Source organism: Eudoraea algarum (assembly GCF_050589645.1).
Classification (GTDB): domain Bacteria; phylum Bacteroidota; class Bacteroidia; order Flavobacteriales; family Flavobacteriaceae; genus JBNGOQ01.
Genome location: NZ_JBNGOQ010000001.1, coordinates 136,455 through 160,904 on the forward strand (window position 1 = coordinate 136,455; position 24,450 = coordinate 160,904).

At 44.6% G+C, this 24,450-nt stretch carries 17 protein-coding genes; all 17 read left to right on the forward strand.

From position 1 onward, the window contains the following. The first annotated feature begins 27 nt into the window (after window positions 1-27). The 17 genes from ACRD67_RS00630 to ACRD67_RS00710 all read left to right on the forward strand — a co-directional run bounded on the left by ACRD67_RS00630 (window position 28) and on the right by ACRD67_RS00710 (window position 24,439). Window positions 28-450: a SufE family protein gene (locus ACRD67_RS00630; RefSeq protein ID WP_430965014.1), complete on the forward strand. Its 423-nt coding sequence runs from the start codon at window positions 28-30 to the stop codon at window positions 448-450. 36 nt (window positions 451-486) lie between these two features. After that, complete coding sequence (locus ACRD67_RS00635) at window positions 487-813, forward strand: SUF system Fe-S cluster assembly protein (protein WP_430965015.1); 327 nt, start codon at window positions 487-489, stop codon at window positions 811-813. Between the two features lie 277 nt (window positions 814-1,090). After that, entirely contained in the window at window positions 1,091-1,606 is a 516-nt protein-coding gene (locus ACRD67_RS00640; protein WP_430965016.1) for a DUF2480 family protein, read from the forward strand. Between the two features lie 69 nt (window positions 1,607-1,675). Next, on the forward strand, window positions 1,676-2,608 hold the full coding sequence (locus tag ACRD67_RS00645; protein WP_430965017.1) for a DUF3078 domain-containing protein: 933 nt from the start codon (window positions 1,676-1,678) through the stop codon (window positions 2,606-2,608). 669 nt (window positions 2,609-3,277) lie between these two features. After that, window positions 3,278-3,763 (forward strand): helix-turn-helix domain-containing protein, encoded by a 486-nt coding sequence (locus ACRD67_RS00650; RefSeq protein ID WP_430965018.1) that lies wholly within the window; start codon window positions 3,278-3,280, stop codon window positions 3,761-3,763. Between the two features lie 244 nt (window positions 3,764-4,007). After that, on the forward strand, window positions 4,008-6,818 hold the full coding sequence (locus ACRD67_RS00655) for a TonB-dependent receptor domain-containing protein (RefSeq protein ID WP_430965019.1): 2,811 nt from the start codon (window positions 4,008-4,010) through the stop codon (window positions 6,816-6,818). 18 nt (window positions 6,819-6,836) lie between these two features. Continuing rightward, entirely contained in the window at window positions 6,837-8,282 is a 1,446-nt protein-coding gene (locus ACRD67_RS00660) for a tetratricopeptide repeat protein (RefSeq protein WP_430965020.1), read from the forward strand. Window positions 8,283-8,773: 491 nt separating this feature from the next. Beyond that, the gene (locus ACRD67_RS00665; protein ID WP_430965021.1) at window positions 8,774-12,763 is read left to right on the forward strand and encodes a hybrid sensor histidine kinase/response regulator transcription factor; all 3,990 of its coding nucleotides are present in this window, start codon (window positions 8,774-8,776) and stop codon (window positions 12,761-12,763) included. Window positions 12,764-13,010: 247 nt separating this feature from the next. Next, complete coding sequence (locus ACRD67_RS00670; RefSeq protein WP_430965022.1) at window positions 13,011-14,372, forward strand: Kelch repeat-containing protein; 1,362 nt, start codon at window positions 13,011-13,013, stop codon at window positions 14,370-14,372. 81 nt (window positions 14,373-14,453) lie between these two features. Continuing rightward, window positions 14,454-15,452 (forward strand): carboxypeptidase-like regulatory domain-containing protein, encoded by a 999-nt coding sequence (locus ACRD67_RS00675; RefSeq protein WP_430965023.1) that lies wholly within the window; start codon window positions 14,454-14,456, stop codon window positions 15,450-15,452. 69 nt (window positions 15,453-15,521) lie between these two features. Then, window positions 15,522-15,977 (forward strand): hypothetical protein, encoded by a 456-nt coding sequence (locus ACRD67_RS00680; protein ID WP_430965024.1) that lies wholly within the window; start codon window positions 15,522-15,524, stop codon window positions 15,975-15,977. Window positions 15,978-16,127: 150 nt separating this feature from the next. Next, a complete protein-coding gene (locus tag ACRD67_RS00685) occupies window positions 16,128-16,649 on the forward strand; it encodes a hypothetical protein (protein WP_430965025.1) in 522 nt (173 codons plus the stop codon). A gap of 433 nt (window positions 16,650-17,082) precedes the next feature. Then, window positions 17,083-19,905, forward strand: a complete 2,823-nt coding sequence (locus ACRD67_RS00690) for a hybrid sensor histidine kinase/response regulator transcription factor (protein ID WP_430965026.1) — start codon at window positions 17,083-17,085, stop codon at window positions 19,903-19,905. A 321-nt stretch (window positions 19,906-20,226) separates the two neighbouring features. After that, window positions 20,227-21,627, forward strand: a complete 1,401-nt coding sequence (locus tag ACRD67_RS00695) for an IPT/TIG domain-containing protein (RefSeq protein WP_430965027.1) — start codon at window positions 20,227-20,229, stop codon at window positions 21,625-21,627. A 197-nt stretch (window positions 21,628-21,824) separates the two neighbouring features. Continuing rightward, window positions 21,825-23,039 carry an IPT/TIG domain-containing protein gene (locus ACRD67_RS00700; RefSeq protein WP_430965028.1) on the forward strand — a complete coding sequence of 405 codons (1,215 nt, stop codon included), beginning with the start codon at window positions 21,825-21,827 and terminating at the stop codon, window positions 23,037-23,039. A 75-nt stretch (window positions 23,040-23,114) separates the two neighbouring features. Continuing rightward, window positions 23,115-23,669 carry a porin family protein gene (locus tag ACRD67_RS00705; protein ID WP_430965029.1) on the forward strand — a complete coding sequence of 185 codons (555 nt, stop codon included), beginning with the start codon at window positions 23,115-23,117 and terminating at the stop codon, window positions 23,667-23,669. A gap of 11 nt (window positions 23,670-23,680) precedes the next feature. Beyond that, on the forward strand, window positions 23,681-24,439 hold the full coding sequence (locus ACRD67_RS00710; RefSeq protein WP_430965030.1) for a hypothetical protein: 759 nt from the start codon (window positions 23,681-23,683) through the stop codon (window positions 24,437-24,439). Window positions 24,440-24,450 lie beyond the last annotated feature (11 nt).

Consider the following 24,450-nt stretch of genomic DNA (forward strand, 5'->3'; position numbering starts at 1 on the left):
TGTCGTACTTTTGCGCAAATAGAACCAATGACCATAAACGAGATACAAGAGGAAATAGTAGAGGAGTTTTCGATGTTCGATGATTGGATGCAGCGCTACGAGTATATGATAGAGCTCGGAAAGTCCTTGCCCCTGATCGAAACACAATATAAAACCGATGATAACATCATCAAGGGCTGTCAGAGCAAGGTGTGGGTCCATGCGGAGTTGGAGAACGATAAACTGGTTTTTACCGCCGATAGCGATGCGATCATTACCAAGGGCATTATTGCCATCCTGATACGGACCTTTAGCCATCAGAGTCCCAAGGACATCATTGAGGCGGATACTGGATTTATTGATGAAATTGGACTTAAGGAACATTTATCGCCTACCAGGGCCAATGGCCTGGTGAGCATGATAAAGCAGTTAAAATTGTATGCCATTGCCTACCAGACCCAGTTGAATTGAACAGGGGCCGGAGGGAAAGGGCTTAAAGAAAGACCTATGAGCGAAACAGTGATAAACACCCAGGAACTGGGAGAAAAGATAGTCAATGTACTCAAGACCATTTACGACCCGGAAATACCGGTAGACATTTATGAGCTTGGGTTGATTTACGACGTTTTTGTCAATGAGGACAACGATGTAAAGATATTGATGACATTGACCTCGCCCAATTGCCCCGTGGCCGAAACCTTGCCCGTTGAGGTGGAGGAAAAAGTAAAATCCATCAATGCTGTAAAGGACGCTGAGGTAGAAATAACATTCGACCCACCTTGGACGCAGGATTTGATGAGTGAAGAGGCCAAGTTGGAGCTGGGCATGCTGTGAAGTAGATATAAGAAGTCAGAAGTCGGAAGTCAGATGTCAGAGCAAAGGGATTCAGGGAGTTGTTCGACTTATGCAAGGGAGTTTCGAAAGCCATTTATGGATTAATCAAACATTTAGAAACAAAATCTGACAACTGATAATTGATGTCAAAGGTAAGAAGTAAGAAAGGATTTGAGGAGTTGTTCCACCTGTGCGAGGGAGTTTCGAAAACTGCTTTTGGATTGATTAAACATTTAAAAACAAAATCTGATATCTGACAACTGAAATCTGAAATCCGATGTCTGACAAATCCGAACCTATTGTAAATAGAGTGGCCCAGAGCAAGCTGGTCACCTTCGACCTGGAAGACCATTATCCCAAGGGGGAGCGGGTGCTTTTGGACATCAAGGACTGGCTCTATGAAGGGATTATCCTTAGGGAAAAGGAATTTCGGGCTTTCGTTGCCGAGCATGACTGGAAACAATACCGGGATGCCTATGTTGCCCTGCACTGTTCTACCGATGCCATCATCCCCGGATGGGCCTATATGCTTATCGCCACGCAATTGGAACCTTTCGCCAAAAAGACGGTCATAGGGGACCTGGAACAACTGGAGACCACCATTTACCAATCGATTATTGCTCAGCTCGATGTGTCCGAATACAAGGACAGGCCCGTCATTATCAAAGGCTGTACCAACAAGCCGGTACCTCCCAATGCCTACCTCTGGATTACCTCAAAGATACAGTCGGTCGCCAAAAGCGTGATGTATGGCGAAGCCTGCTCTTCCGTCCCCTTATACAAGAGAAAATAGGGGTTACCGGAGCATTTTTTGATTACAATTCTTACCTTTGGGTGCGATAAAACACTAAACATTAACACGATGAAAAAATTAGCTATGGTGCTCGCCTTGGTATGCGCGGGCATGACCTCCGGTTTTGCCCAGACCGAAGAAGAACTAAAGGCCCAAATGGGCCCTAAAAAAGATTCCATTGCCGCTATCCAAGGCAGGGTAGATGCCATACAGGCCAAGATCGATGCCTTGCCCGGATGGAAGTTTGGTGCCTTTGGCACGATAGGCGGAAGTATTTCAGGTTTCAACAATTGGTTCTCCCAGGGTACCCCGAACAACTCGGCCGGGAACATTGGATTTACGGTGAACGGTTTTGCCAATTTGAAGGAGGAGAAGTTCTTTTGGAGAAATGCGGCAAATGTGAACCTGCAATGGGTAAAATTTGACGATGAGGACGATCCTACCGATGATGACAGCTTTAAGGAAGCCACCGATGTCTTTAATATTTCCTCCCTCTACGGATGGAAACTGAGCGAAAAGTTTGCCATTTCCGCTCTGGCGGAATACCGAACCACGATTTTGGACAATTTTAATGACCCCGGCTATTTGGACGTGGGCGTGGGGGGCACTTGGACCCCGATTCCCGATCTGGTGGTGGTCATCCATCCCTTAAACTACAATTTTGTGTTCAGTAACGAGGACGCCATCTTTGAATCCTCTACCGGGGCCAAGGTGGTGGCGGACTATACCAAAAAACTGGGAAAAGTAAACCTTAAATCGAACCTTTCGCTCTTCCAGAGTTACGAAAGTGCCGATCTCTCTAACTGGACCTGGATCAATTCCTTGGGTTATACGCTGTTCGGCAAGATCGGTGTAGGTTTCGAGTTTGGCCTTAGGAGCAACAAACAGGAAGCGCTGAACTTTGCCTTGAACGGCCCAAACCCGGATCCGACAGCCACTTTTGACAATATAGACAATGATTTACAGAGCTATTGGCTGCTGGGCCTTAATTATGCGTTCTAAATAATGTGAGTTCGATGCAGAAAATGCTGTGTCAAATTCAATATCAAGAAATCAGTTCTTTTGGTCAGGTTGAGCGCCCGCCTTCCGAAGTACCGTACGGAGGGCAGGCAGTCGAAACCTAATTGAAATGAGATTATTAAAATACCTTTCGACTGCGCTCAAGGTGACAAATGCCAATTTTATTGACAAAACTGCACTTGAAACGGAATGACCTTGATTGAACTCACATTAAACAGGGATTCACTTCCTGCTAGTCATCCTAAAAAAAGCCCCCGACAGCAATGCCGGGGTTTTTTTATTGAAATGAAGCCATACCCCAAAGCTGCAACCTTGGATTTGCAGTTATGGACGTTAAACTTCTTCGGCAATCTTTCTTTTTTAGTTAAGGTTTATAAGAATTAACAGCTTGTCTAGGTGCATTTGCCGTACTTTGTCCTATCATTGTAATGGAAGTACAGGGAAAATTAGCGCAGCCTACCTAAGCTGTTTTCAATTTTCCGGTTTTTCGATGAATAACTTTTCTCCCTTCCGCTCCCAAAAATAAATAAAGTTTAATCTACCTCCATGTCGGGGAAGAGGCGTTTGTTTTTTAGCAATGGGCAAGAAAATGACACATAGGCCCATGCCGTATTTCAAGCGCATGAATGCAAATGGATCATCGCAGCGGATATGATTTTCTTGACGCTTACCTTGGGGTTGTTGGCGGGTTATGTCGCCTTTTCACTGGCAGCTAGTTTCCGTAACCGGAGGGCCGGAAAGGTGGTCTTACGGGAGAAATATGGGAAAACCGGGCTTTCCAAGGAGTTTTCCATGGAACTGAAGACGAAACTCGTTTCCCTGATGGAACATGACAAGCCGTATTTGGATGCCAATATCCGCCTGGATACCATAGCCCATTTGTTGGACGTGTCCAGACACCACGCCTCCCAGATCATTAACGAACATTTTTCACTTCACTTTTTTGATTTTATCAATATGTATAGGGTCCGGGAAGCTGCCCAGCTGCTCAGCACCACCAGGAAAAGGGACTCCATCGCCGATATCGCCTATCAATGCGGGTTCAACAACAGAATTTCGTTCTATAAGGCCTTTAAGAAAATAAGGGGCGTTTCCCCTTCGGCGTTCAGGGAAAACTACCTGACGAAGGACCAGTAGGTTAATTGCTATCGGCACTTTTTTTTGACCGGTTAAGGTTTGTAAGCGTTAACAGCCTGCGTGGATTCATTTACTTCTTTTACCCCACAATTATAAAGGCAAGGTAGCGAGAGGAAGGGTCAAATTTACGTATCAGGATGAGCTTTTGTTCTCGTTGATTGAAGTATTTTTTGAGTTAGCACGAATTTCTCTCCTGCCTGCCTTTTCCAATTGTACGGACTAATTCTTAATTAAAACTCAAAGTATGAAGACAAACAGCTTCAGGATGGTGCTGGTGCTATGCCTATTGGGAACGGCATCGGTGCTTGCCCAGACCAAAACGATTATGGGGACGGTCGCGGACCAGAACGGCTTCCCCCTGCCCGGGGTAAATGTGGTGATCAAAGGGAGCACCACCGGAACCCAGACCGATTTTGACGGGCAGTATTCCATTTCGGCCCAAGCGGGCCAAACCCTGGTTTTTTCCTATTTGGGGCAAAAGACCGTTGAGCGCTCCATAGGGGCCTCCAATACCATTAATGTACAAATGGAGGAGGATGTAGAGAGCCTGGAAGAAGTGATTGTAACCGGACAAGGTTCGGGTATCCAAAGAAGGAAACTTTCCACCACCGTGGATGTCTTAACAGCAGACGATATAGATAAACTTCCTGCGAATCAAATTGACCAATTACTGCAGGCTTCCGCGCCCAGCGCACAAATACGACTAAGCTCCGGTCAGCCAGGTACGGCCGCAATCATTAGGACAAGAGGTCCAATTTCTGCTGCAAGCTCCGCAACCCCTGTGGTCATTGTTGATGGGGTCCGGGTAGATAATCTGAACTCCAACCCTCAACTGGGCATAGGTACAGGAGGTGCAGATGTCTCAGCACTTGCCGATATTCCCGTGGAATCCATTGAAAGAATTGAATATATCAAAGGGGGTGCTGCCACTACACTATATGGTGCGGATGCCGCGAACGGTGTAATCCAGATTATAACCAAAAAGGGAAAAGCGGGCAAAAGCACTGCATTTTTCGAAAGTCGGTTGGGGATATTAAAGGCTACGGCCGACTTTTTGCACTACGAGCGAACGGGTGAAGCAATTTTTGAACCCGGGTATTCCCAGGAATTCAGGACAGGCCTCAGCGGAGGCAGTGAAAAATTTTCGTATAATTTCGGTGGAAGCCTATATAAAGATGATTCTTTTAATGACTTGAACGAGCAAGTAAGACGGACCTTCACTTTAGGATTCAACGCGGAGATAAAGGACAATTTTAAATATCAGGGCTCTTTTTCCTATGTAGGGTTTGAATCCAATCTGGATTTCAATGCGAACACCAGTTTTTCGAGGTTTTCGGCCTTTGAAGGTGGAGGTAGGGGAAATTTGGATGAGTTGACCCTGGCCGAATGGATTCCTGAAAGGGACAGGGCAAGGGCCATCGGTGACTTGGTGGATATTACCAATAATACAAACCGTTTTACAGGCTCAAACAAATTCATTTACGATATTACGGATTCCTTCCAGGTAAACGCTACGGTTGGAATTGATTACAGAACCACGGTCCAAGAGAATCTGCAAAGCAACGCCCTGCTTATCACCCAGGGAAGTATTGCCGAAGGCACTACAGATCAGGCCGCACTTCAGCGATTGATCAGAACCAATTTTGTGGCCACGGGGGACTTGAACTTTACACATAAGGCGGAACTGGAAAACTACTCCTTTGTAACCATTTTGGGAGGACAGTTTTTTAGAACAACAGACAGACAGAACCTTCTTAGCGGTTCGGGAGGGGTAGATGGAACCAGAAAAATTGACAATTTCTCCACCCAGATAGCCCAGGACTTTGTTTTGGAAAACGCCAACTACGGGCTGTACTTTTTGGAGAATGTTGGTCTTTACGATGTGGCGTTCGTGGAATTCGGTGGTCGGCTCGATAGGAATACTTCTGCCGGTAGCAATACCAGTCCATTGTTACTGCCAAAAGTAGGAGTAACCTATAATTTTTCCGACCATGACTTCTATAGGAATGTGAATTTCAGCGATATTCTATCAACGATAAGATTGAGGGCCAACTACGGGGAAGCCACCAATTTTGCCCAACCTTTTTCACAGGACCGTACCTTTAGCTTGAGTTCGTTTTTGGGAACCCCTACCTTCACTTTCGCAAATCCCGGAAACAATGATTTGGTTTCGGAAAGGGTGAAGACCACAGAATTTGGATTGGAACTGGGCTTCTTTAACAACAGGTTAAATGTAAGTGGTACACGCTATGATGCGATAACCGAAGATGCCTTGTTCACTCCCCAAGCGCCTCCTTCACAAGGTCAGCAAAACCAAATTCAAAATATTGGTATGGTAGAGAACAAAGGTTGGGAATTTGAATTAAATGCAAATCCCGTTCGAACGGGGAAACACAACTTAAATCTATCCATTTCATACAATATCAACGAAAATTTGGTGGTAAGCACCGGTGGGGGAGCTCCTTTTGTAGTCGGTGGTTTTAATGTACTGGGCTCGGTGGTCGCGGAAGGTGAAAGTTTAGGATTTTTAAGGGGTACCGCCGCCATACTTCAAAACAATGGAAGCTATGTCTTTGAACCAAATACCTCCTTGGGCAAAACCTTTGCCCCAAACTTTGGCTCCCTTAACCTTAACTACGCCTGGGGAAACTTTAATCTATTCGCTACGGGAGATTATCAGTTTGGAGGTAAAATTACGGACTTGAGTTTCCTTTTGAGACACTTGAGAGGGGTTGATAATACCGGGATTCCGGAAGCGTTGATAGGCACGACTACGCCCTTCAATTATGTAAATTTCTTTGTGTTCGATAATGATTTCCTAAAAGTGAGGAACATTGGTGTTTCGTATGATTTTGAAAATATTTTGAAACCCTTTGCCAATGTAAGAGTCGGATTTACGGTAACCAACCCGTTTAACTTTACCGCAGGCCCGTTTGATCCTGAAACTACCGGTTCTGGTATCGGGAACCAAAACGGATTTTCCAGTGGAGGATTTGCCTATGGTACGGAATCACCGCCAAGAATTTTCATGAGTTCTTTAAAGTTTGAATTTTAACCGAAAGAAATTAGAGATATGAGAAAAGTAGTTTTAATAATATATTCAGCTTTGTTTACCCTAAGCTGTACGGACAATTTTAGCAGCGTGGTAGATTTCACACAAGTGGAGAATCCCAATTTGTCCGAAGCCTCGGTGGTAGGGCAACCCAATTCTTCCATCATCTGGCTCGCCGGATTGGAAAGGGAATTGGCGTTCTGCTACAATGAAATTTTAATATTGGCAGAATTGGGTTCTGACAATTATATGAATACCCAAACTTTTTTTAGCCAATTTTTAGACCAACTAGAACTTCAAAATACCGACCCGGACCTTCGGGATTTTACTAGGGAGATACAACGTCTCAGGGAAATGGCCTTGTTTGGTTTGGAAAGCGTGGGTCCCGCAGATCCAGAATATACCACGACCACGGAAGCGGAATTCCAGTACTTTTTGGGATTGGCCCATATGTATGCCGCGATGTACTTTCCGGCATTGCCGCAGGAACCTATAGGGCCTGCGATACCGGCCGCTCAGCATTATGAGCATGCCTTGTCGGCATTTGCCAGCGCAATAACTCTAAACCCATTGCCAGAATATTATCTTGCCACAGCTAGAGTAAATTATTATACAGGAAACAAGACAGCTGCAGTTTCCGCAGCTCGGCAGGCCTTGGCGCTTAATGCTAAATTAGATCGGTTCGTTCGTTTTGATGAAGCGGCTCCAGGGGGCGTCCCTCCTGGAACCAACCCATCAAATGTTATGGAAAGCGCCCTGTTCGAACGCGCTACCTTTGATGATTTCCAGCCCCTGCCCACACTGGATTTCCTGGATCCAAAATATTCTTTTTTAACTGCTGAAGAGGATGCACCGGTGCATTACCTTAAAGCTGAAGAAGCACTTTTGATTCTGGCCGAAGCCAATCTTTCGGATAACAAGATTGACGCCGCTAGGGTCAATTTAACCGAATTGTTGGCATTGGTTGCAACCAGGGAAACCAGAAATATAGACGACTCCACGGAAGGCAGAATACAGGTAGCCCCCGGTTCCCGGCCAAACAAGGCTTCCGTGGTTGTCAATGGCAGAAGGGGATTGGTGTTGGATAGGCAAGCGGGAAATGTAGACGTTCCATCGGTTTCTGGCACCTCGCTTACCGCTGCTGATATTGCTGGCCTAAAGGCTGATGATGCTGGGCTGGAGTTATTGTACAGAACTAGGCAGGAAGTGTTTATCGCTGAAGGTTTGCGATTTGTGGATATGGGCCTAAAGTTGATCATTGACGAGAACGAGGTACTGCAAAATGAAAACATCAATAAGGGTGATTTAGGGACGGTCCCATTAATTCCGGCATTCATTTCTTCGGTCGTAAAAAGTTTGGATGCCATTACCTATGATCCGACCAAAGGCGTTGCTACAACGGTCATCAATGTCAATCAAATTTTGGTCGCCAATAAATCCACCCCTGAAGTATTACCGTTCCATTAAACCATCGTGAAAACTTTGGCCGTCCACAGGAGCACTTGGCAAACAAAGATCCATACCACAAGAAAAAAGCCCCGGCATTGCTGTCGGGGCTTTTTTTTAGTTAAGTAGGTTTAGATAAAATTTGGTTTGTTACCGTTTAGCTTTTAGGTCAAGTGCGCGATTTGGGGAACCTAGCACTTTGAATTAAGGCCCGGATTCGATTTGGGACAAACCCGATTACTTAATTACAAGGTAAATGTATATCAGTTTAAGCAAAGCGCTAAATTTTTGTTGTGAACTATCCTTTAAGTGTTGTGTAAAATAGCAACGGCATTTTTCTTCGACAAACAACATGGTTTTTGGCGCATAAATGCATCGTTTTCGATGGAGCTGAAACTATTCTTTTACAATTAAGTACGCAAGTGTTAGTAGTTTGCCCTTGCCCCTATGTATCATTGTTGACACTATAAATACCTGAAAATTAGGTATCTTGTATAGGTCAATCCTTTGAGATGAAACGACTTCTGCTGCTTTTCTTTCTGCCTATAACATTGCTTTCACAGTCAAATGCGGATAGTACACAATTAGAATTAAGTGGATTTGCCCTGGGCTCTAAAAAGTATCAGGAATTGGGAATGCCTTATATGCAACACTACGGGCCAGACGATTATAATACGACAAGGCCGGATAATCAGACATTGGTACAGGGAGACAATGGTTTAATGTATATAGGCAATAGTAAAGGGGTATTGGAATTTGATGGGGTGGATTGGCGGTTGATCCAGTTGCCCAACAGGAGTCTTATCAGGACCTTGGTGAAAAATGAAAAAGGGACCATATTTGTGGGCGGATTTAATGAACTGGGGTATCTAAAACCAGACTCTTTGGGCTTCACAACTTTTAAGTCCATTAGATCCGAAATGGATTCCGTTTATCAAGATTTCCGCTATCTCCACAATAGTTACACCTTCCAAAATGCCGTATTCTTTCAGTCAAGAGATCACCTATTCCGTTGGTCGGACAATCGGTTTAAAATATGGTCCCCCGAGCAAGAAATTATTTATTCATCGGTAGCGAATGGATCTCTTTATGTACAGGATAATGAAAAAGACTTATATAAACTGGAAGGAAACCAACTGCAGTTCATCACCCCATTTGATCACTATATAAGCTCCATTCTAGCACTTGACGCCAATAAAACGCTTGTCGCAACACGACAAAACGGCCTCTTCCTCCTGAAGCAGGATAAACTTATTCCCTTTCGCGTCCCCGTGGAAGCCTATTTAAAGAAGAATTATATTGTGAACTGCAAGAGCATGCCCAATGGATGGATTACCATTGGTACCGGGAACGGAGGATTGGTGGTGATAGACAAGGAAGGCGCACTAGTGAACCTATTTGATAAGACCAAAGGGTTATTGAACAACAGTGTCCTCGCGCAAGAATTGGACGATCAAGGGGGCCTTTGGCTTGGGTTAAACTATGGAATAAGTCGTATTGAGTTGCTCTCGCCCTATTCAATTTTTGATGGGCGAATGGGGGTCCATGGCTTTGTTAATACAATTACGAGGCACCAGGGGGATGTGTTCGCAGGAAGCATTGAGGGCTTATTAAAACTTAAGACGGGCCAAGGGCCCACTAATAGAGGGTTTGAAGAGGTGCAAGGAGTTGGATCTACTTTTTATTTGTCAGAGATTAATCAGGAATTATTTATAGCCACTACAAAAGGAACCGTTAACTATCACAAGGGTGAAATCGAAAAACTGGATGAAAGAAGAGCTGGTGCTTTATTGCATTCCAAAAAGGATTCCACCGTAATCTATCTTGGGCTTTTTGATGGTTTGGCAGGTTTAAAAAAGGAGAACGGTATTTGGAAACCCCTAGGTAAAATTAAGGATATTGACGATGATATCAGGGAACTGGTAGAATTGGATGATGGGAAACTTTGGATGGAATCACAAATAGATGGCGTGTGGTTGGTTGACTTTTACAAGGACGGCACCTTCGATTGGGAAAACCCCCAGATTAAAAGGTTTCTGGCCAATAAAGAGCTGCCTCCCGGTTGGTTGTTTTTACATTCCATTAAGGGAGAGGCGCTATTTGAAATAGGCGGGACAATCTATAGATACAACCAAGATCGAGATTCCATAATGCCGGATACTTCCTTTGGGGAACCCTTTGGATTCAAAGGGGATATCGTACCTAAACTTGAGGATAAAAATGGCAACTTATGGATGTTGGGTCAATTTACGGAAACTGAAGAGGAGGAAAAGCAGCGTACGGTGTCTATTCCCAGAGCAGACGGGAGCTATGAAGTAATCCATATCAATGACAATCGAATAACCCATGGGGTGAAAAAAGCCCTGTTCCCTGATGGAATGGAGGTGCTTTGGTATGGGGGACCGGACGGAATTATCAGGCAGGACCTAAAACAAAGTGTCCCACGAATCGAAGATTTTGAAACACTGGTAAGGAAAATATCGGTTAATGCAGATTCTGCAATCTATGGAGGAAGTGGAAAATTTGATGAAACTTTATTGGACTTTAAAAGTAACACACTCCGATTTGAGTACGCCGCACCGAACTACAATGAAATCTCCAGGAATAGGTATCAATACTACCTGGAGGGTTATGATGAAAACTGGTCGGATTGGACCGAAGAAACAAGAAAGGACTATACACAAATTCATGAAGGTAATTACACCTTCAGGGTTAAGGCGAAAAACATTTATGAACAGGTGAGCGCGGAGGGGAGGTACCCGTTTGCAATTCTACCACCCTGGTACCGTTCCTGGTGGGCCTATGGTCTATATTTTCTCCTGTTTGCTGCTTTTTTATATACCTTATTGCAATGGCGCTCAAGACAACTAAAGAGAAAAAACGAGGCTTTGGAAAAATTAATCGCCGTTAGAACCTCCGAAGTACAACACCAGGCCAATCAACTAAAAATCCAAGCTGAAAAGTTGTTGGAATTGGATCAGGCGAAATCACGATTTTTTGCGAATATCTCCCATGAGTTCCGTACGCCACTTACCTTGATCAAGGGCCCCATAGAACAACTGGAGCAAAATTTTCATGAGAAATTAAGCATGGAAAATGTTAAGATGATCCGGCGCAATGCCAATCGGGTGCTCAGTATGGTAAACCAGTTGTTGGACCTGTCGAAAATTGATGAAGGCAGTCTAAAGTTGGCCCCTACAGAAGGCGATGTGTATAAATGTCTCAGGGCAGCCACCTCCTCCTTTAACTCCCATGCCGCACAACGCAACATAGATTATAGGGTACAGATTCCCCAAACGGTGCTTTGGGCTTCTTTTGATCGGGATAAATTGGAAAACATCATCTACAACCTATTGAGCAATGCCTTTAAATTTAGCGGGGATGGCTCCGAAATTGCTTTCAGTGTATCTTACGGGGAAGGCGGACTTCAAATCTTGGTATCTGATTCGGGCAAGGGTATTCCGAAAGAAAAAATCCCCTTTATTTTTGACAGATTCTACCAAGTAGATAGTTCTACAACAAAGGAAAAGGAGGGGTCCGGCATAGGCCTTTCGCTTTCTAGGGACTTGGTGGAACTTATGGATGGTACCGTTACCGTAGCTAGCGAACCCAACAAGGGAACGATATTTACCGTCCAACTCCCACTAGAGGAAATACGAACCGGACAGCGCAAAAAAGCAGAGGACGATAATACTGCTTACCTGGGTAGGCCCCAACACAAGAACCCTTTTGTCCTAACCAAAGTGGACAAAAGAAACCTTCCGACGATATTGTTGGTTGAGGATAATATTGATATGCGGAGTTTTATTACCGAACAGTTAGTACAGTTTTATAAGATTAAGGAGGCCAAGGATGGTAAGGCTGGGTTGAAAAAAGCCATTACAGAACCACCGGACTTGGTTATTACCGATCTGATGATGCCCAAGATGGACGGAATAGAACTCTGCAAGAAGTTGAAAACCGATGTACATACCAGCCATATTCCTGTAATTATGCTAACGGCCAAAGCGGGCATGGATAATAAATTGGAAGGCTTGGAAACCGGGGCGGACGACTACCTTACCAAACCCTTTGATGCCAAGGAACTCGTGGTACGCACCAAAAACCTTATTGAACAACGCCAAAAACTTAGGGAATTGTATACCAACACAGAAATCCAGGTAGATCCCAAGAAAGTGACGGTTACCTCCATTGATCAAAAATTCCTGGAACAGGTATTGGACCTGTTGGAAGAAAACTATCCGAATTCCGATTTTGGTGTCCCGCAAATGCAAAAGGCCCTGGCCATGAGCAAGACACAATTACATCGAAAGTTAAAAGCGTTGACCAACGAGGCTCCCGGGGAACTACTGCGTAACTTCCGACTCAAAAGAGCCGCCCAACTCCTCTCCCAAAAGGCCGATAGTGTTACCCAGATCGCCTACCAAGTTGGATTTAACAACCTCTCTTATTTTGCAAAGTGCTTCAAGGAATTATATGGGGTAGCGCCCTCCGCTTATTGAAAACCCAAATTTTCCCGGGGAATTTTCGGGCGTAAAAACGCTATTCTTACCAAGCATACTTCAATCCGGCCCATCTATGGCCCAAAGACGGCCATGTATCATTTACCCTCCAATTTTAAAGCTTGGAACCATGTTGTTATCATCTGGAACCCAGCTATTAGTCTTCCTGGACCCAGCAAAATACATTTGGGTTGTTAGCATATAGTCCCCCAAAAATGTAATCGTTTAGCAACAAAAAAAGTGAACTATGAAATACCTAAGACAAAGAGGGGATCAAAAACAATTTGGAAACACATGTATCGGCAAACTGATTCTATCCGTTCTGTTCTTGGCCGTTATCGGAAGTTGCAGCAAGAGTGAAACAGGTGGCATGGGCATGGTAGATGATGATCCCATGATCGGCAATCCACAAAACAATGCTGCTCCTAGTAATTTTAACCTAATTGGCGTAACAGATGGGACCTTGGATGTGGACCTACGACCGGCATTTAGCTGGGAGACGGCTGCCGATCCGGAAGGAGGCCAGGTACTATATGACTTGTACCTGGGCAAGGAGAATCCACCCACAGCAGTTTTTGCGGCAGATATCGACGCCACAACTTTTACCATACAGGACCGTCTACACCTAATCGACACTTATTATTGGAAGGTGGTGGCAAAGGATGCTGAAGGTAATGGTACGGAAAGCAGCACCTTCAGTTTTACCACACGCGATCTGGGCATCCCAAACGGGGGGCCCATAACGTCTGCTGCCGATTTTTCCGAAAGACGCAACCATACGGCCATAGCGTTCCAAAACAAATTATGGGTGATTGGCGGAGTGGAACTTCCCATGCTCGATAAGCTAAACGATGTTTGGTACAGTGACGACGGCGATACGTGGAGTCTGGCCACGGCTTCCGCGGATTTTTCCATAAGACGGGCCCATACCACGGTAGTATTTGACGATAAACTCTGGGTGATCGGGGGCTTAAACGATGCACTCTTCCCTGCTTCCAATACCTATTTGAACGATGTATGGTACAGTAGTGATGGGGTGACCTGGACAGAGGCGACCCCGGATGCCGGTTTTGTAAAAAGGGCGTTTCACACGTCTGCGGTATTTGATGGCAAAATTTGGGTAATCGGTGGGACCGAAGAAAGTAGTCTTCGGCTTAGGGATGTATGGTACAGTAGTGATGGGGTAACTTGGACGGAAGCCACCTCCAGCGCAAACTTTCAATCCAGGGGAAACCATACGACCGAAGTGTTCGATAATAAACTTTGGGTCATAGGCGGCTTCGGGAGCACTGAAATGAACGATGTCTGGTATAGCAGCGATGGGGCCAACTGGACCGAAGCTACCGACACAGCCGGTTTTCCCGCAAGAACTGGCCTTACCTCCGTGGTGTTCGAGGATAAATTATGGGTCATAGGCGGCTTTGACACTTCCAATTCCTTCCTGGACGACGTATGGCACAGCAGTGACGGAATTAGCTGGACGCAAACGCCCCTAGAAAATGGGTTTAAAGGACGATTGGGACACACCACAACGGTACTGGACCACAAAATTTGGCTCATTGCCGGAGATGTGGGCAGTTACCAGCATGATGTGTGGGCTTTGGAATAGGCGACGCCCCAAAAGATGGATACACGAGCCCCAAACAACAATTTTTGAACCTTGAACCCCCAGAACTTAAAATTTGGAACGATGAAAACAGTGAAAAAAAGTAAACGAACGGTGAATTATGACATAAGTAACGGCATTCCCACAGCATTATTTGCCTTGGCATTACTGGGTTTGGGGATGTGCCTTTTTGTGCTGATAGGTTGTAGTAGCGGAGATGATGGTTCGGTACCCCCTCCTCCCCAATCGCAGGGACAGGGGATCGTAAACGGATCGGTCAAGGATAATAGCGGCAAGGCATATCCGAATGCCTCGATAACACTTTCAAAGGGATCCGAACAACGCATGACGACCACAAATGCTGATGGAAATTACAGTCTTAGCTCCAAGGGCATTGGTGCACATGAAGTAACGACAGCACTGCCCTTATCCACAACATCGGTCACAGCGAACCCCAAGTCCGTCAATGTTCAGGACGGGCAGACGGCTACCGTCGATTTTGTCATTGAACCACAGGCGGTGGTGGCCCATCTCAATTTTGGGGATGTGCAGCTTTTGGAGGAAATCAAGGACCAGGACGGGAATACCCCGGTAAGCCCTACGGAACCTTTGTATGCCGCAAATATTTTTGATCCCCCTTTGGGGCTGTTAACGGCAATTATGGCCCCTGACGGACATCACCTTACCTTGTCCGAATGGACCCAAGCAGAAGGAAATCTGCTTGCGCGATGTGATGGTGAAAAGACAGCCGTAAGCATTGAATTGGAAGGCTTGGTGCCCAATGGCACCTATACCTTTTGGTTGGCCTATCTCAAAAGGACGAGAAAGGTCGGCGAACCTGTAAATTTTGCGAGCGACTTTGTCCACCCCACCAACCCTCCTCTGGGGTCGGGCACCGAAAATGTAGTTGTGGCAGCTGCCGATGGAACCATCAATACCACCATTGAACACGACTCCTGCATTTTAACCGATGAGGTGGCGCTTGTGATACCCATTCTATACCATATTAATGGCAAGACCTTTGGTTCGGGCCATGTTCCGGATACGGAGGAGGTGGTGCATATGTTGGCCTATTTTCAATAGTTCTTGGAATATGGTAATGTCAAAAAATGTTCCCTGAAATAAGAATATAATCCTCAAAAATTTAAACATATGAAAGCAATAAACAGAAACAGGGTGCTTACTACCATCCAAAGATTAAAAGCAAGCCTGCTACTAGTATTGGTACTAGTGGCCTGCAGCAAAAGCGATGAAGGGGAAGCGGCGGCCTCCATCAATGTACAAGCCTCCACATTTTTGGTAGAGAACGTAAATACGTGCTCCACGTCCTTGGGTGCTGGCACGGTGCTCTCCTTCAAAACACCTTATAGCACATCACAAAACCTGACCATTCAAAAAATGCTCATAAAAACTACGGTGTCAAATGGAGAGTCCAAGGATGCCATAAATACAAAGTTTACAGATACTGGTGAAAATATTGAATGGGTAAGCTGCTTTACCTTTGGCTCCCAGGACTGGGTAGAGTATGAGGTGCGCCTGGAATCTACCGATGGTTCTGTAAGCAATGTTTCCAAGGTACGGGTTAACAAACCAAGTGGAGCCAATTAGAAAACATTGAGTTGGTTGATTATTACGGATCTTATGGTTTGGTCTTAAAACGGAACAGTTTGGAGTAGCGGGCTTTCCAAAGATCAAACCTTAAGATTCCCCATAGAAAAAGGAACAAAACTATCTTGGCAATAACCAAAATATCGTATTATGAAAACACAGAGATTTAAAAACATCTTGACAACCACCAGGGGCATACTGACGGTTTTACTGTTGAGTGTCCTATTGATCAACTGTAGTACCGATGAAGTTGGTTCGGCGTCGGAGTCCGCATTTTTCGGCACGGGAAACTTCAACTTTACGGGCGACTTCAATATGTCGTTCGTGGGCGAGGTGTCAAATGCGCGCATAGCTCAGATATCCAATGGCGAATCGCTTCCTTTAAGTTTTATAGATAGTCAGGGAAAGGAATTTTTTATTGGTCTAAGGGACAATCCAAGGATAGGAGCCCGGGCCTATACCATGGAAGATCTTACCACCGAAGGGTATGCTGGCATAGAATTATCGGGGGAGGTATACGATACCGGTTCCATTGGTGGGACAGGGACCGTTACCTTAACGACTGTCAACAGTAGTGAAATCAGCGGTTCTGTAGACATGAAATTGGCCAGGCCTTTGAATACGGCAGACACGGTAGTGGTCAAAGGTTCATTTCAACTTCGATCCCAATAAACGCCCAAAGCTTTTGGACAGATTCTTATAAAAAAAAGCCCCGACGATACTGTCGGGGCTTTTCTTTTAGTCAAGTAGGTTTGATAAAATTTGGTCTGTTACTTTAGCTTTAAGGTCAAGTGCACGATTTGGGAACCTAGCACTTTAAATTAAGTCTTGGGTTTGATTTGGGGTAAACACCATCACTTAATTACACGGTAAAGATAGGGACAGCTGGCAGTCCATAAAAAAATATGTTGTGAACCCGGGCTATCCTGTGGTGAAAAAGTTAATACACATATTTCTTCGATGAACGGAATGGTTTAAACATAAGATTGCTATTTTTCTTTTACGATTTGGCACTAATGTACTAGCAATTTTAGGTGACCCTAGCTACTATTAGGGCTAATTTCTATCCCGAAAATTGGGTATCTTGTAAAGACATTGCATAAAGATGAAATGGTTACCTCTTCCATTTTGGTTGTTGTCTGCTTCCTTATTGTTCTCACAATCCAGGGCAGACAGTCTTCTTAATGTCCTTCCGACCTTAAAAGAGGACAGTACTAAAGTTCAGACCTATCTTCAATTGGTTGATGAATTTTATAGAAAAGATCTGAATAGGGCGCTCGATTATGCTACAAGGGCGGAGGAATTATCAGAAAAATCAGGCCTAACAGTGCTGCTGGCAACCTCAAAACGAAATGTGGGTTATTTGCTTACCAACATGAGGAAATATCAACAGGCCGAGAAAAAGTATAGGGTTGCCCTTAAAATTTATTTGGAACATAATAACCCTGCGGGGATTATGAACGTAAAGACGGAACTTGGCAATATTGCAAGGATGCAGTCCAAAAATGAAGAGGCGTTTGGCTTGTTTTTTGAAGCTTTGGCACTTGCACAAAAAGAAGGTGACAAACTAAGGGAGGCGGGTATTTACAGTTCCATTGGCGATACCTATAAAAACCAAAAACAATTTAAGAAAGCCATAGAAAATTATGAAGCAGCACTGGTATTGGTTAGAGCGTTGGACTTTAAACCAGGAGTTTCTGCCTGTCTTACAAATTTGGCAAATATATATACCGAAATCAGAACGTATGAGAAGGCAATTCGCTATCATGAACAGGCCTTGGAGCTTAAAAAAGAAATGGCAGATAGGCTTGGGGAGGCAAGAGTTTTGAATAGCTTGGGTATTGTTTACAATAATTTAAAGGAGTTTTATAGGGCCGAAAATTATTTTAAACAAGCCCATGAAGTGGCCGAAGAGGTCGCTGATGTAAATCTGAGCTACGAAATAGAATACGGGCTGGCCGCGGCGGCATTTGGCAAAGGCGATTATAAGCAAAGCATCAAAATGGCAACCGATGCCCTGGAGAAGCTGGATTCCACGGCGACCCTCGAAACAGAATTAAAAATTCATCGACTTTTATCCAACGCGTATGAAGAATTAAAGGAATTCGAAAAGGCCCACCACAGTGCAGCTACTGTGATACAACTCTCCGATAGTTTTTATAATGAAAAGATTGTATTGACTACCAATAATCTGGAAGCTAAATATAAGAATGAACAAAAGGTCAAAGAGATTGCGCTTTTGGAATCTGATAAGGAACTGCAAAGCTTGCAGCTAAGGAAACGGATCAATGAACGCAACGCCATCATTGCATTTGCGCTCATTATGTTAACTCTGGCCGGACTTTTGTATAACCAATACCGAATTAAACAGAAGGCGAATAAAAAACTAAAGGAGCTGGATCGGTTAAAATCCAATTTTTTTGCTAACATTTCCCATGAATTCCGGACCCCGCTAACTTTGATCAAGGGTCCTATAGAGCGGTTGGAACAAAATCCTGAGGAAAAGCTTGGGATGGATACCATAAAAATGATTAGGCGCAATGCTACACGGGTGCTAAAATTGGTGAATCAACTTTTAGACCTGTCCAAAATAGATGAGGGCAACTTAAAACTGGAACCTACGGAGGGTGATGTGTATAAGTGCCTACGGGCGGCCACCTCATCTTTTAACTCGCACGCGGCACAACGCAATATTGATTATAGGGTACATATTCCGCAGACGGTGCTTTGGGCGTCCTTTGATCGGGACAAATTGGAAAAAGTACTGTACAACTTGCTTAGCAATGCCTTTAAGTTTAGTGAAGATGGCTCGTTCATTTCATTTGAAACAACCTATGGTGAACAGGCCTTACAAATGCAGTTGGCCGATTCTGGAAAAGGAATTCCCAAAGAAGATCTCCCTTTTATCTTTGATCGTTTTTATCAGGTGGATGGTAGCTCTACCAGGGAAAAAGAAGGCTCGGGTATTGGGCTTTCACTTTCCAAAGATTTGGTGGAGCTAATGGATGGCACTATAACGGTTACCAGTGAATTGGATAAGGGCTCGTTCTTTACGGTACATCTCCCTATCCAGCAAATAAGAACCGGTCAGGAAGAATCAGAGGACGAGGTTGCAATCGTTACAAGCTCAGCACCCAGGCCAGAACCCTTTGAACTGATCAAAGAAGACAAAAGAGATCTGCCACGCATATTGTTGGTAGAGGATAATAGCGATATGCTACATTTTATAAAGGAAAACCTTATTCAGCAATACAAGGTCACCGAAGCAGCCAATGGCAAAATAGGGTTGAAGAGTGCGATCGTTAATCCACCGGAGTTGATTATCACGGACCTTATGATGCCTAAGATGGATGGGATAGAATTGTGTAAAAAGCTAAAAACCGATGTACATACCAGCCATATTCCCGTAATCATGCTGACAGCCAAAGCCGGAATGGAAAATAAAATGGAAGGCTTGGAAACCGGGGCAGACGACTACCTCACCAAACCCTTTGACGGTAAGGAGTTGTTGGTGCGGACAAAAAACCTTATTGAACAACGTAAAAAACTCAGGGAGTTGTTTGCAAATAAAAAGGTACATGTTGATCCAAAAAAAGTTACGGTTACGTCTATTGACCAAAATTTTTTGGAGCAGCTATTGACATTATTGGAAGATAACTACTCCCATGGAGATTTTGGGGTACCCCAGATGCAGGAAGCCTTGGCCATGAGCAAATCACAACTGCACCGAAAACTCAAGGCGTTGACCAACGAAGCTCCCGGTGAATTATTGCGTAATTTCAGGCTAAAAAGAGCTGCCCAGTTGCTGGCCCAGAAAGCCGATACAGTTACTCAAATAGCCTATAGGGTTGGGTTTAACGACCTTTCTTATTTTACAAAATGCTTCAAAGAGCTCTATGGGGTGGTACCTTCAGCCTACCAAAGGTAAAATCTAGAGACTAGAACCAAGAGTTAAAATCACAAATTCCAAGTTTAAAAGGTTCTGGTTTCTTGTGTAATACCTGAAACTTCCGATTTCCGATTTCGAACAGCTACCATCCATCATTCAATCCGTACCATCGATCACCTACAAGCCACCATCTGTCATTTAATATCTAAAATTCGACTTCCAAAATTTGATTTTGATCCTGAAACTATTCTCCTAGCATCTGACACTAAACTCCTAGTTTATAGCGTGCTAGACCAATAGCTTTGAGGTATTGATTGGTAGTGCCCCGAAATAATGAGTTATCAATTTAAAACGAAGGCTATGAAGAATGTAACAAAACAAAACGGTAAGCGAATTGTAAATATCAAAACACATCAACTTGTTTCCGCTGTTCTATTTTTAACGGCTTTACTAGCAGCCACTCTATTTTTAACATTACTAGTAAGTTGCAGCAAGGATGATACGCCTCCTGGACCCAATCCAACCTCCAATCAGCCGGTACCTGTGCTAACGCCAACACTTAGCAGCATTAGCCCGGAAAGCGGCCCCAAAACGACCATAGTGACGATTAATGGCAGCAATTTTGGCACAGATCCCGATGAGGTGCAGGTTTTTTTTAATGACAAGGAAGCCGAAGTACAGACCGTAAACAATACTCAGATTAAGGCTGTTGTGCCTCCAAAAGCCTTCAGCGGTGTTGTAGAGGTGGTTATTAAGGATACCAACCTAACGGGTCCTACATTCAATTATATTATTACAGACGTACAGGTTAGCACTTTGGCCGGCGGTACTCAGGGGTTTGCGAATGGCACGGGCACTTCCGCGCAGTTCAGCGCTCCCTGGGCAGTAGCCATGGATATCGATGGGAATATATATGTTGCGGACGTAGGGAACCACAAAATACGAAAGGTCACTCCAAGCGGTACGGTTAGTACCTTGGCTGGGAGCACCCAAGGATTTGCAGACGGAACAGGAGAAAATGCCCAATTTAATTTTATTCAGGGAGTGGCGGTAGATGGTGAAGGGAATGTCTATGTGGCCGACACAGGGAACCATAAAATACGAAAGGTTACCCCCAGCGGTGTGGTAAGTACTTTGGCTGGGAGTACCCAAGGTTTTGCAGACGGAACAGGAGGGAATGCCCAGTTTAAATCTCCTGAAGGAGTAGCGGTAGATGCGAATGGTAATGTCTATGTGGCCGATTCCTTCAATAACAAAATTCGAAAGGTTACCTCTAATGGTTCGGTGAGCACCTTGGCAGGGAGCACTCAGGGTTTTGCAGACGGGATGGGCACTTCCGCACAGTTTAGCATTCCATCCGGAGTGGCGCTGGGCATGGAAGGAGATCTTTATGTGGCCGATTCCTTCAACAACAAAATTCGAAAGATCACCCCTAATGGTATGGTAAGTACCCTGGCGGGGAGCACCCAAGGCTTTGCAGATGGTGCGGGGGTAAATGCCCAATTTGACAGGCCCTTCGGACTGACGGTGGATACAGAAGGTAATGTCTATGTGGCCGACACCAATAATTACAAAATCCGAAAAATCACTCCAAGTGGTATGGTCAGCACCTTAGCTGGAGGAAATACATATGGTTTTGAAGATGGTACGGGGGCAAATGCAAAGTTCGATGACCCCTTGGGTATAGTAGTTGATGCGGAACGGAATTTAAATGTGGCCGATAAATCCAATCACAGTATACGAAAAATAACGCAGGAGTAACGCACGCTGACCTTTCTCCGGTTAAGCAAAAAAAGTCCCCCTGACAAAAACATGGTTGCATAAAATTTAAGATTATGGAAAGGAAAAACAACGATAGGCGTATTGCATTTGGCACAATACAAGGACTTGTGACAACTACGCTATTTCTACTGATATTAGTGGGCTGCAGCAAGGATGATACTACAACGCCCCAACCAATGTCGACCCCCATACTTATCGGCATTAGCCCGGAAAGCGGCCCCAAAACTACTATTGTGGACATTAACGGCAGCAATTTTGGGATGGATGCTGCAGCCGTACAGGTTTTCTTTAATGGTAAGGAAGCCGTGGTACAGACCGTGAGCAACACCCAAATTAAAGCAGAAGTGCCTTCAAAAGCCTATACCGGTCTTGTTAAGGTGATAGTTGATGGCACAACGGTAACAGGCCCCATCTTTACCTATATTATTTCGGATATTCAGGTAAGTACGCTGGCGGGCAGCACAGCAGGTTTTGCTGAGGGTACCGGGGAAAATGCGCAGTTTACTTTTCCTCATGGGGTAGCTGTGGATGCGTCCGGGAATGTATATGTCGCTGATAGATTCAATGATAAAATACGAAAGGTCACCCCGGAGGGTATGGTCAGCACTTTGGCAGGGAGTATCGGAGGTTTTGCCAATGGCACAGGGGAAAATGCACAATTTGATCAGCCTTTTGGGGTAGCGGTAGATGCTGGAGGCAATGTGTATGTAAGTGATACAAAAAACCACAAAATACGCAAGATTACCCCCAGCGGAGTGGTAAGCACCCTGGCCGGGAGTATCGGAGGTTTTGCCAATGGCACAGGGGAAAATGCACAATTTGATAACCCTTTTGGGATAGCCGTAGATACTGAAGGAAATGTATATGTAGCTGATGAGAATAATCACAAAATACGAAAGATCACTCCCAATGGTTCGGTAAGTACTCTGGCCGGGAGCACCCAGGGTTTTGTGGACGGTACGGGCACAAACGCACAATTTTTTTTGCCTAGCGGAGTGGCTCTGGATGGTGTAGGAAATCTGTACGTGGCTGATCCGGGCAATCACAAAATACGCAAGATCACCCCTAATGGTGTGGTAACCACAGTTGCCGGGAGTACGCAAGGCTTTGCCAACGGGCCGGGAACCACGGCAAAGTTTGACCAACCTCTCGGAGTGACAATAGATGCGGAAGGGAATGCATATGTGGCCGATACTGGGAATCAAAAAATACGCATGATCACCTCCATTGGTGTGGTCAGTACCCTGGCGGGGACCACTCAGGGTTTTATGGACGGGACCGGCGGCATTGCACAGTTTAATGCCCCGCAGGGAATGTCAATGGATGCAGATGGGAATATGTACGTGGCGGATGGAGGGAATCATAAAATTCGAAAAATATCCCGCGATTAACAAGCATCTGCCTTTGCTAAGTTGGACTAGAATAAACGTTCCCTGACATAAAAGTAACAGCTAAAATTTAAGATTATGAAAAAATTATTTTTATCGATCGTTATAGCGGTCATCGGCTTCACGACTATCAGTGCCCAGGGTATTAAAATTGGCGCCAAAGCAGGGGTCAATTTCGCGGACAATAGCGGGGACGGGGAACTAAACGAAGGCACGACCTCAAAAACCGGGATTCATTTGGGTGGAGTCGTTCAATTGGGCATAAAGGAAAAATTTGAGTTACAAGGAGAACTGCTGTATTCTATGCAGGGCTTCAAGGATGGAGCAACGCATAAATTGGATTATATAAACCTTCCCATAACAGCTAATTATTTTGTCATTGAAAGTTTAAGTATCCAAGCGGGGCCTCAGTTTGGATTTAATATAAATGACACCTTCGAGGATGACTTAGGTTCGGGATCCCTTAACGCAGAAGGTTTTGATCTGGCTGTAATTTTTGGTGCGCAATACCAATTTCCAACAGGTCTTTTCGTTCAGGGTAGGTATCAGTTGGGTTTAATAGATTTTCTAGATTATGATAGCCCGTCTAAGCACACGGTACTCTCATTTTCGGTGGGGTATTTCTTTTACTAAAATTTAAAATCATGGGCACAAAGTTTAAAATCTTAACGAGCCAGATCTGGGAGATTACCGAACTTAAAATAGTTCAAAGAATAGTAATGGCCAGTCTACTTTTTACAGGGGTTGCAGCTTGTAGCAAGGATGGGACCCTAAAAGAACCGGATAAGCTAAATCCATTAGAGAATCCCCAGGGAAATCTGCTGGGTTCATTGGAAGAAATAGAAAATTTTTACACAATTGAATTTGTGGATGCCATGATGGAAATGGATTTCAATTTCAACCTGGGGAATACCCCACCGAATCTGGAAGGAAGCTTCTTGATAAGCCCGTTTATTTTGGAAGATTCAACTGTAGAGGCCGATTCCGTGCTGATTGGCGCACAATTTCAGGATTACTTGGCTACATTTTCCAATCAGGATAACAGCAACCTTAGCATTGATCTCCATGGTACTCAGGCGTCTCAAACAGACACTGGCAGCGGGTCCTTTATCACCGGGTCCAATGTCAGTTTTACGATCTATGCAAAAACAATCTCATTCCAAGGAACCTCTTCTGCAACAACGGCTGTAGCCATTTCGGGAACCCGTTCGCCCAATGGGATCATAAATACTCAATTTTTTGGCGGGATGATAGACAATAATGGAAACCCTCAAGGTCTTTGGATTGAAAACAATACCGGAAGGCTTATCATTGACGGGGATGGTTTCTCCCTACAGCAAAACTTGGGATCTAAATCAAAAGGCCATATCGACCTATTAAATTGGATAAAAAAGTTGGAATGAGCGTTTTTTGC

What these genes read in the sequence shown, in the direction of transcription:
- ACRD67_RS00635 (WP_430965015.1), top strand. Translation starts at nt 487, where the DNA reads ATGAGCGAAACAGTGATAAACACCCAGGAACTGGGAGAAAAGATAGTC.
- ACRD67_RS00665 (WP_430965021.1), top strand. Translation starts at nt 8,774, where the DNA reads ATGAAACGACTTCTGCTGCTTTTCTTTCTGCCTATAACATTGCTTTCA.
- ACRD67_RS00630 (WP_430965014.1), top strand. Translation starts at nt 28, where the DNA reads ATGACCATAAACGAGATACAAGAGGAAATAGTAGAGGAGTTTTCGATG.
- ACRD67_RS00685 (WP_430965025.1), top strand. Translation starts at nt 16,128, where the DNA reads ATGAAAACACAGAGATTTAAAAACATCTTGACAACCACCAGGGGCATA.
- ACRD67_RS00640 (WP_430965016.1), top strand. Translation starts at nt 1,091, where the DNA reads ATGTCTGACAAATCCGAACCTATTGTAAATAGAGTGGCCCAGAGCAAG.
- ACRD67_RS00710 (WP_430965030.1), top strand. Translation starts at nt 23,681, where the DNA reads ATGGGCACAAAGTTTAAAATCTTAACGAGCCAGATCTGGGAGATTACC.
- ACRD67_RS00705 (WP_430965029.1), top strand. Translation starts at nt 23,115, where the DNA reads ATGAAAAAATTATTTTTATCGATCGTTATAGCGGTCATCGGCTTCACG.
- ACRD67_RS00660 (WP_430965020.1), top strand. Translation starts at nt 6,837, where the DNA reads ATGAGAAAAGTAGTTTTAATAATATATTCAGCTTTGTTTACCCTAAGC.
- ACRD67_RS00700 (WP_430965028.1), top strand. Translation starts at nt 21,825, where the DNA reads ATGTCGACCCCCATACTTATCGGCATTAGCCCGGAAAGCGGCCCCAAA.
- ACRD67_RS00670 (WP_430965022.1), top strand. Translation starts at nt 13,011, where the DNA reads ATGAAATACCTAAGACAAAGAGGGGATCAAAAACAATTTGGAAACACA.
- ACRD67_RS00680 (WP_430965024.1), top strand. Translation starts at nt 15,522, where the DNA reads ATGAAAGCAATAAACAGAAACAGGGTGCTTACTACCATCCAAAGATTA.
- ACRD67_RS00690 (WP_430965026.1), top strand. Translation starts at nt 17,083, where the DNA reads ATGAAATGGTTACCTCTTCCATTTTGGTTGTTGTCTGCTTCCTTATTG.
- ACRD67_RS00645 (WP_430965017.1), top strand. Translation starts at nt 1,676, where the DNA reads ATGAAAAAATTAGCTATGGTGCTCGCCTTGGTATGCGCGGGCATGACC.
- ACRD67_RS00650 (WP_430965018.1), top strand. Translation starts at nt 3,278, where the DNA reads ATGATTTTCTTGACGCTTACCTTGGGGTTGTTGGCGGGTTATGTCGCC.
- ACRD67_RS00655 (WP_430965019.1), top strand. Translation starts at nt 4,008, where the DNA reads ATGAAGACAAACAGCTTCAGGATGGTGCTGGTGCTATGCCTATTGGGA.
- ACRD67_RS00695 (WP_430965027.1), top strand. Translation starts at nt 20,227, where the DNA reads ATGAAGAATGTAACAAAACAAAACGGTAAGCGAATTGTAAATATCAAA.
- ACRD67_RS00675 (WP_430965023.1), top strand. Translation starts at nt 14,454, where the DNA reads ATGAAAACAGTGAAAAAAAGTAAACGAACGGTGAATTATGACATAAGT.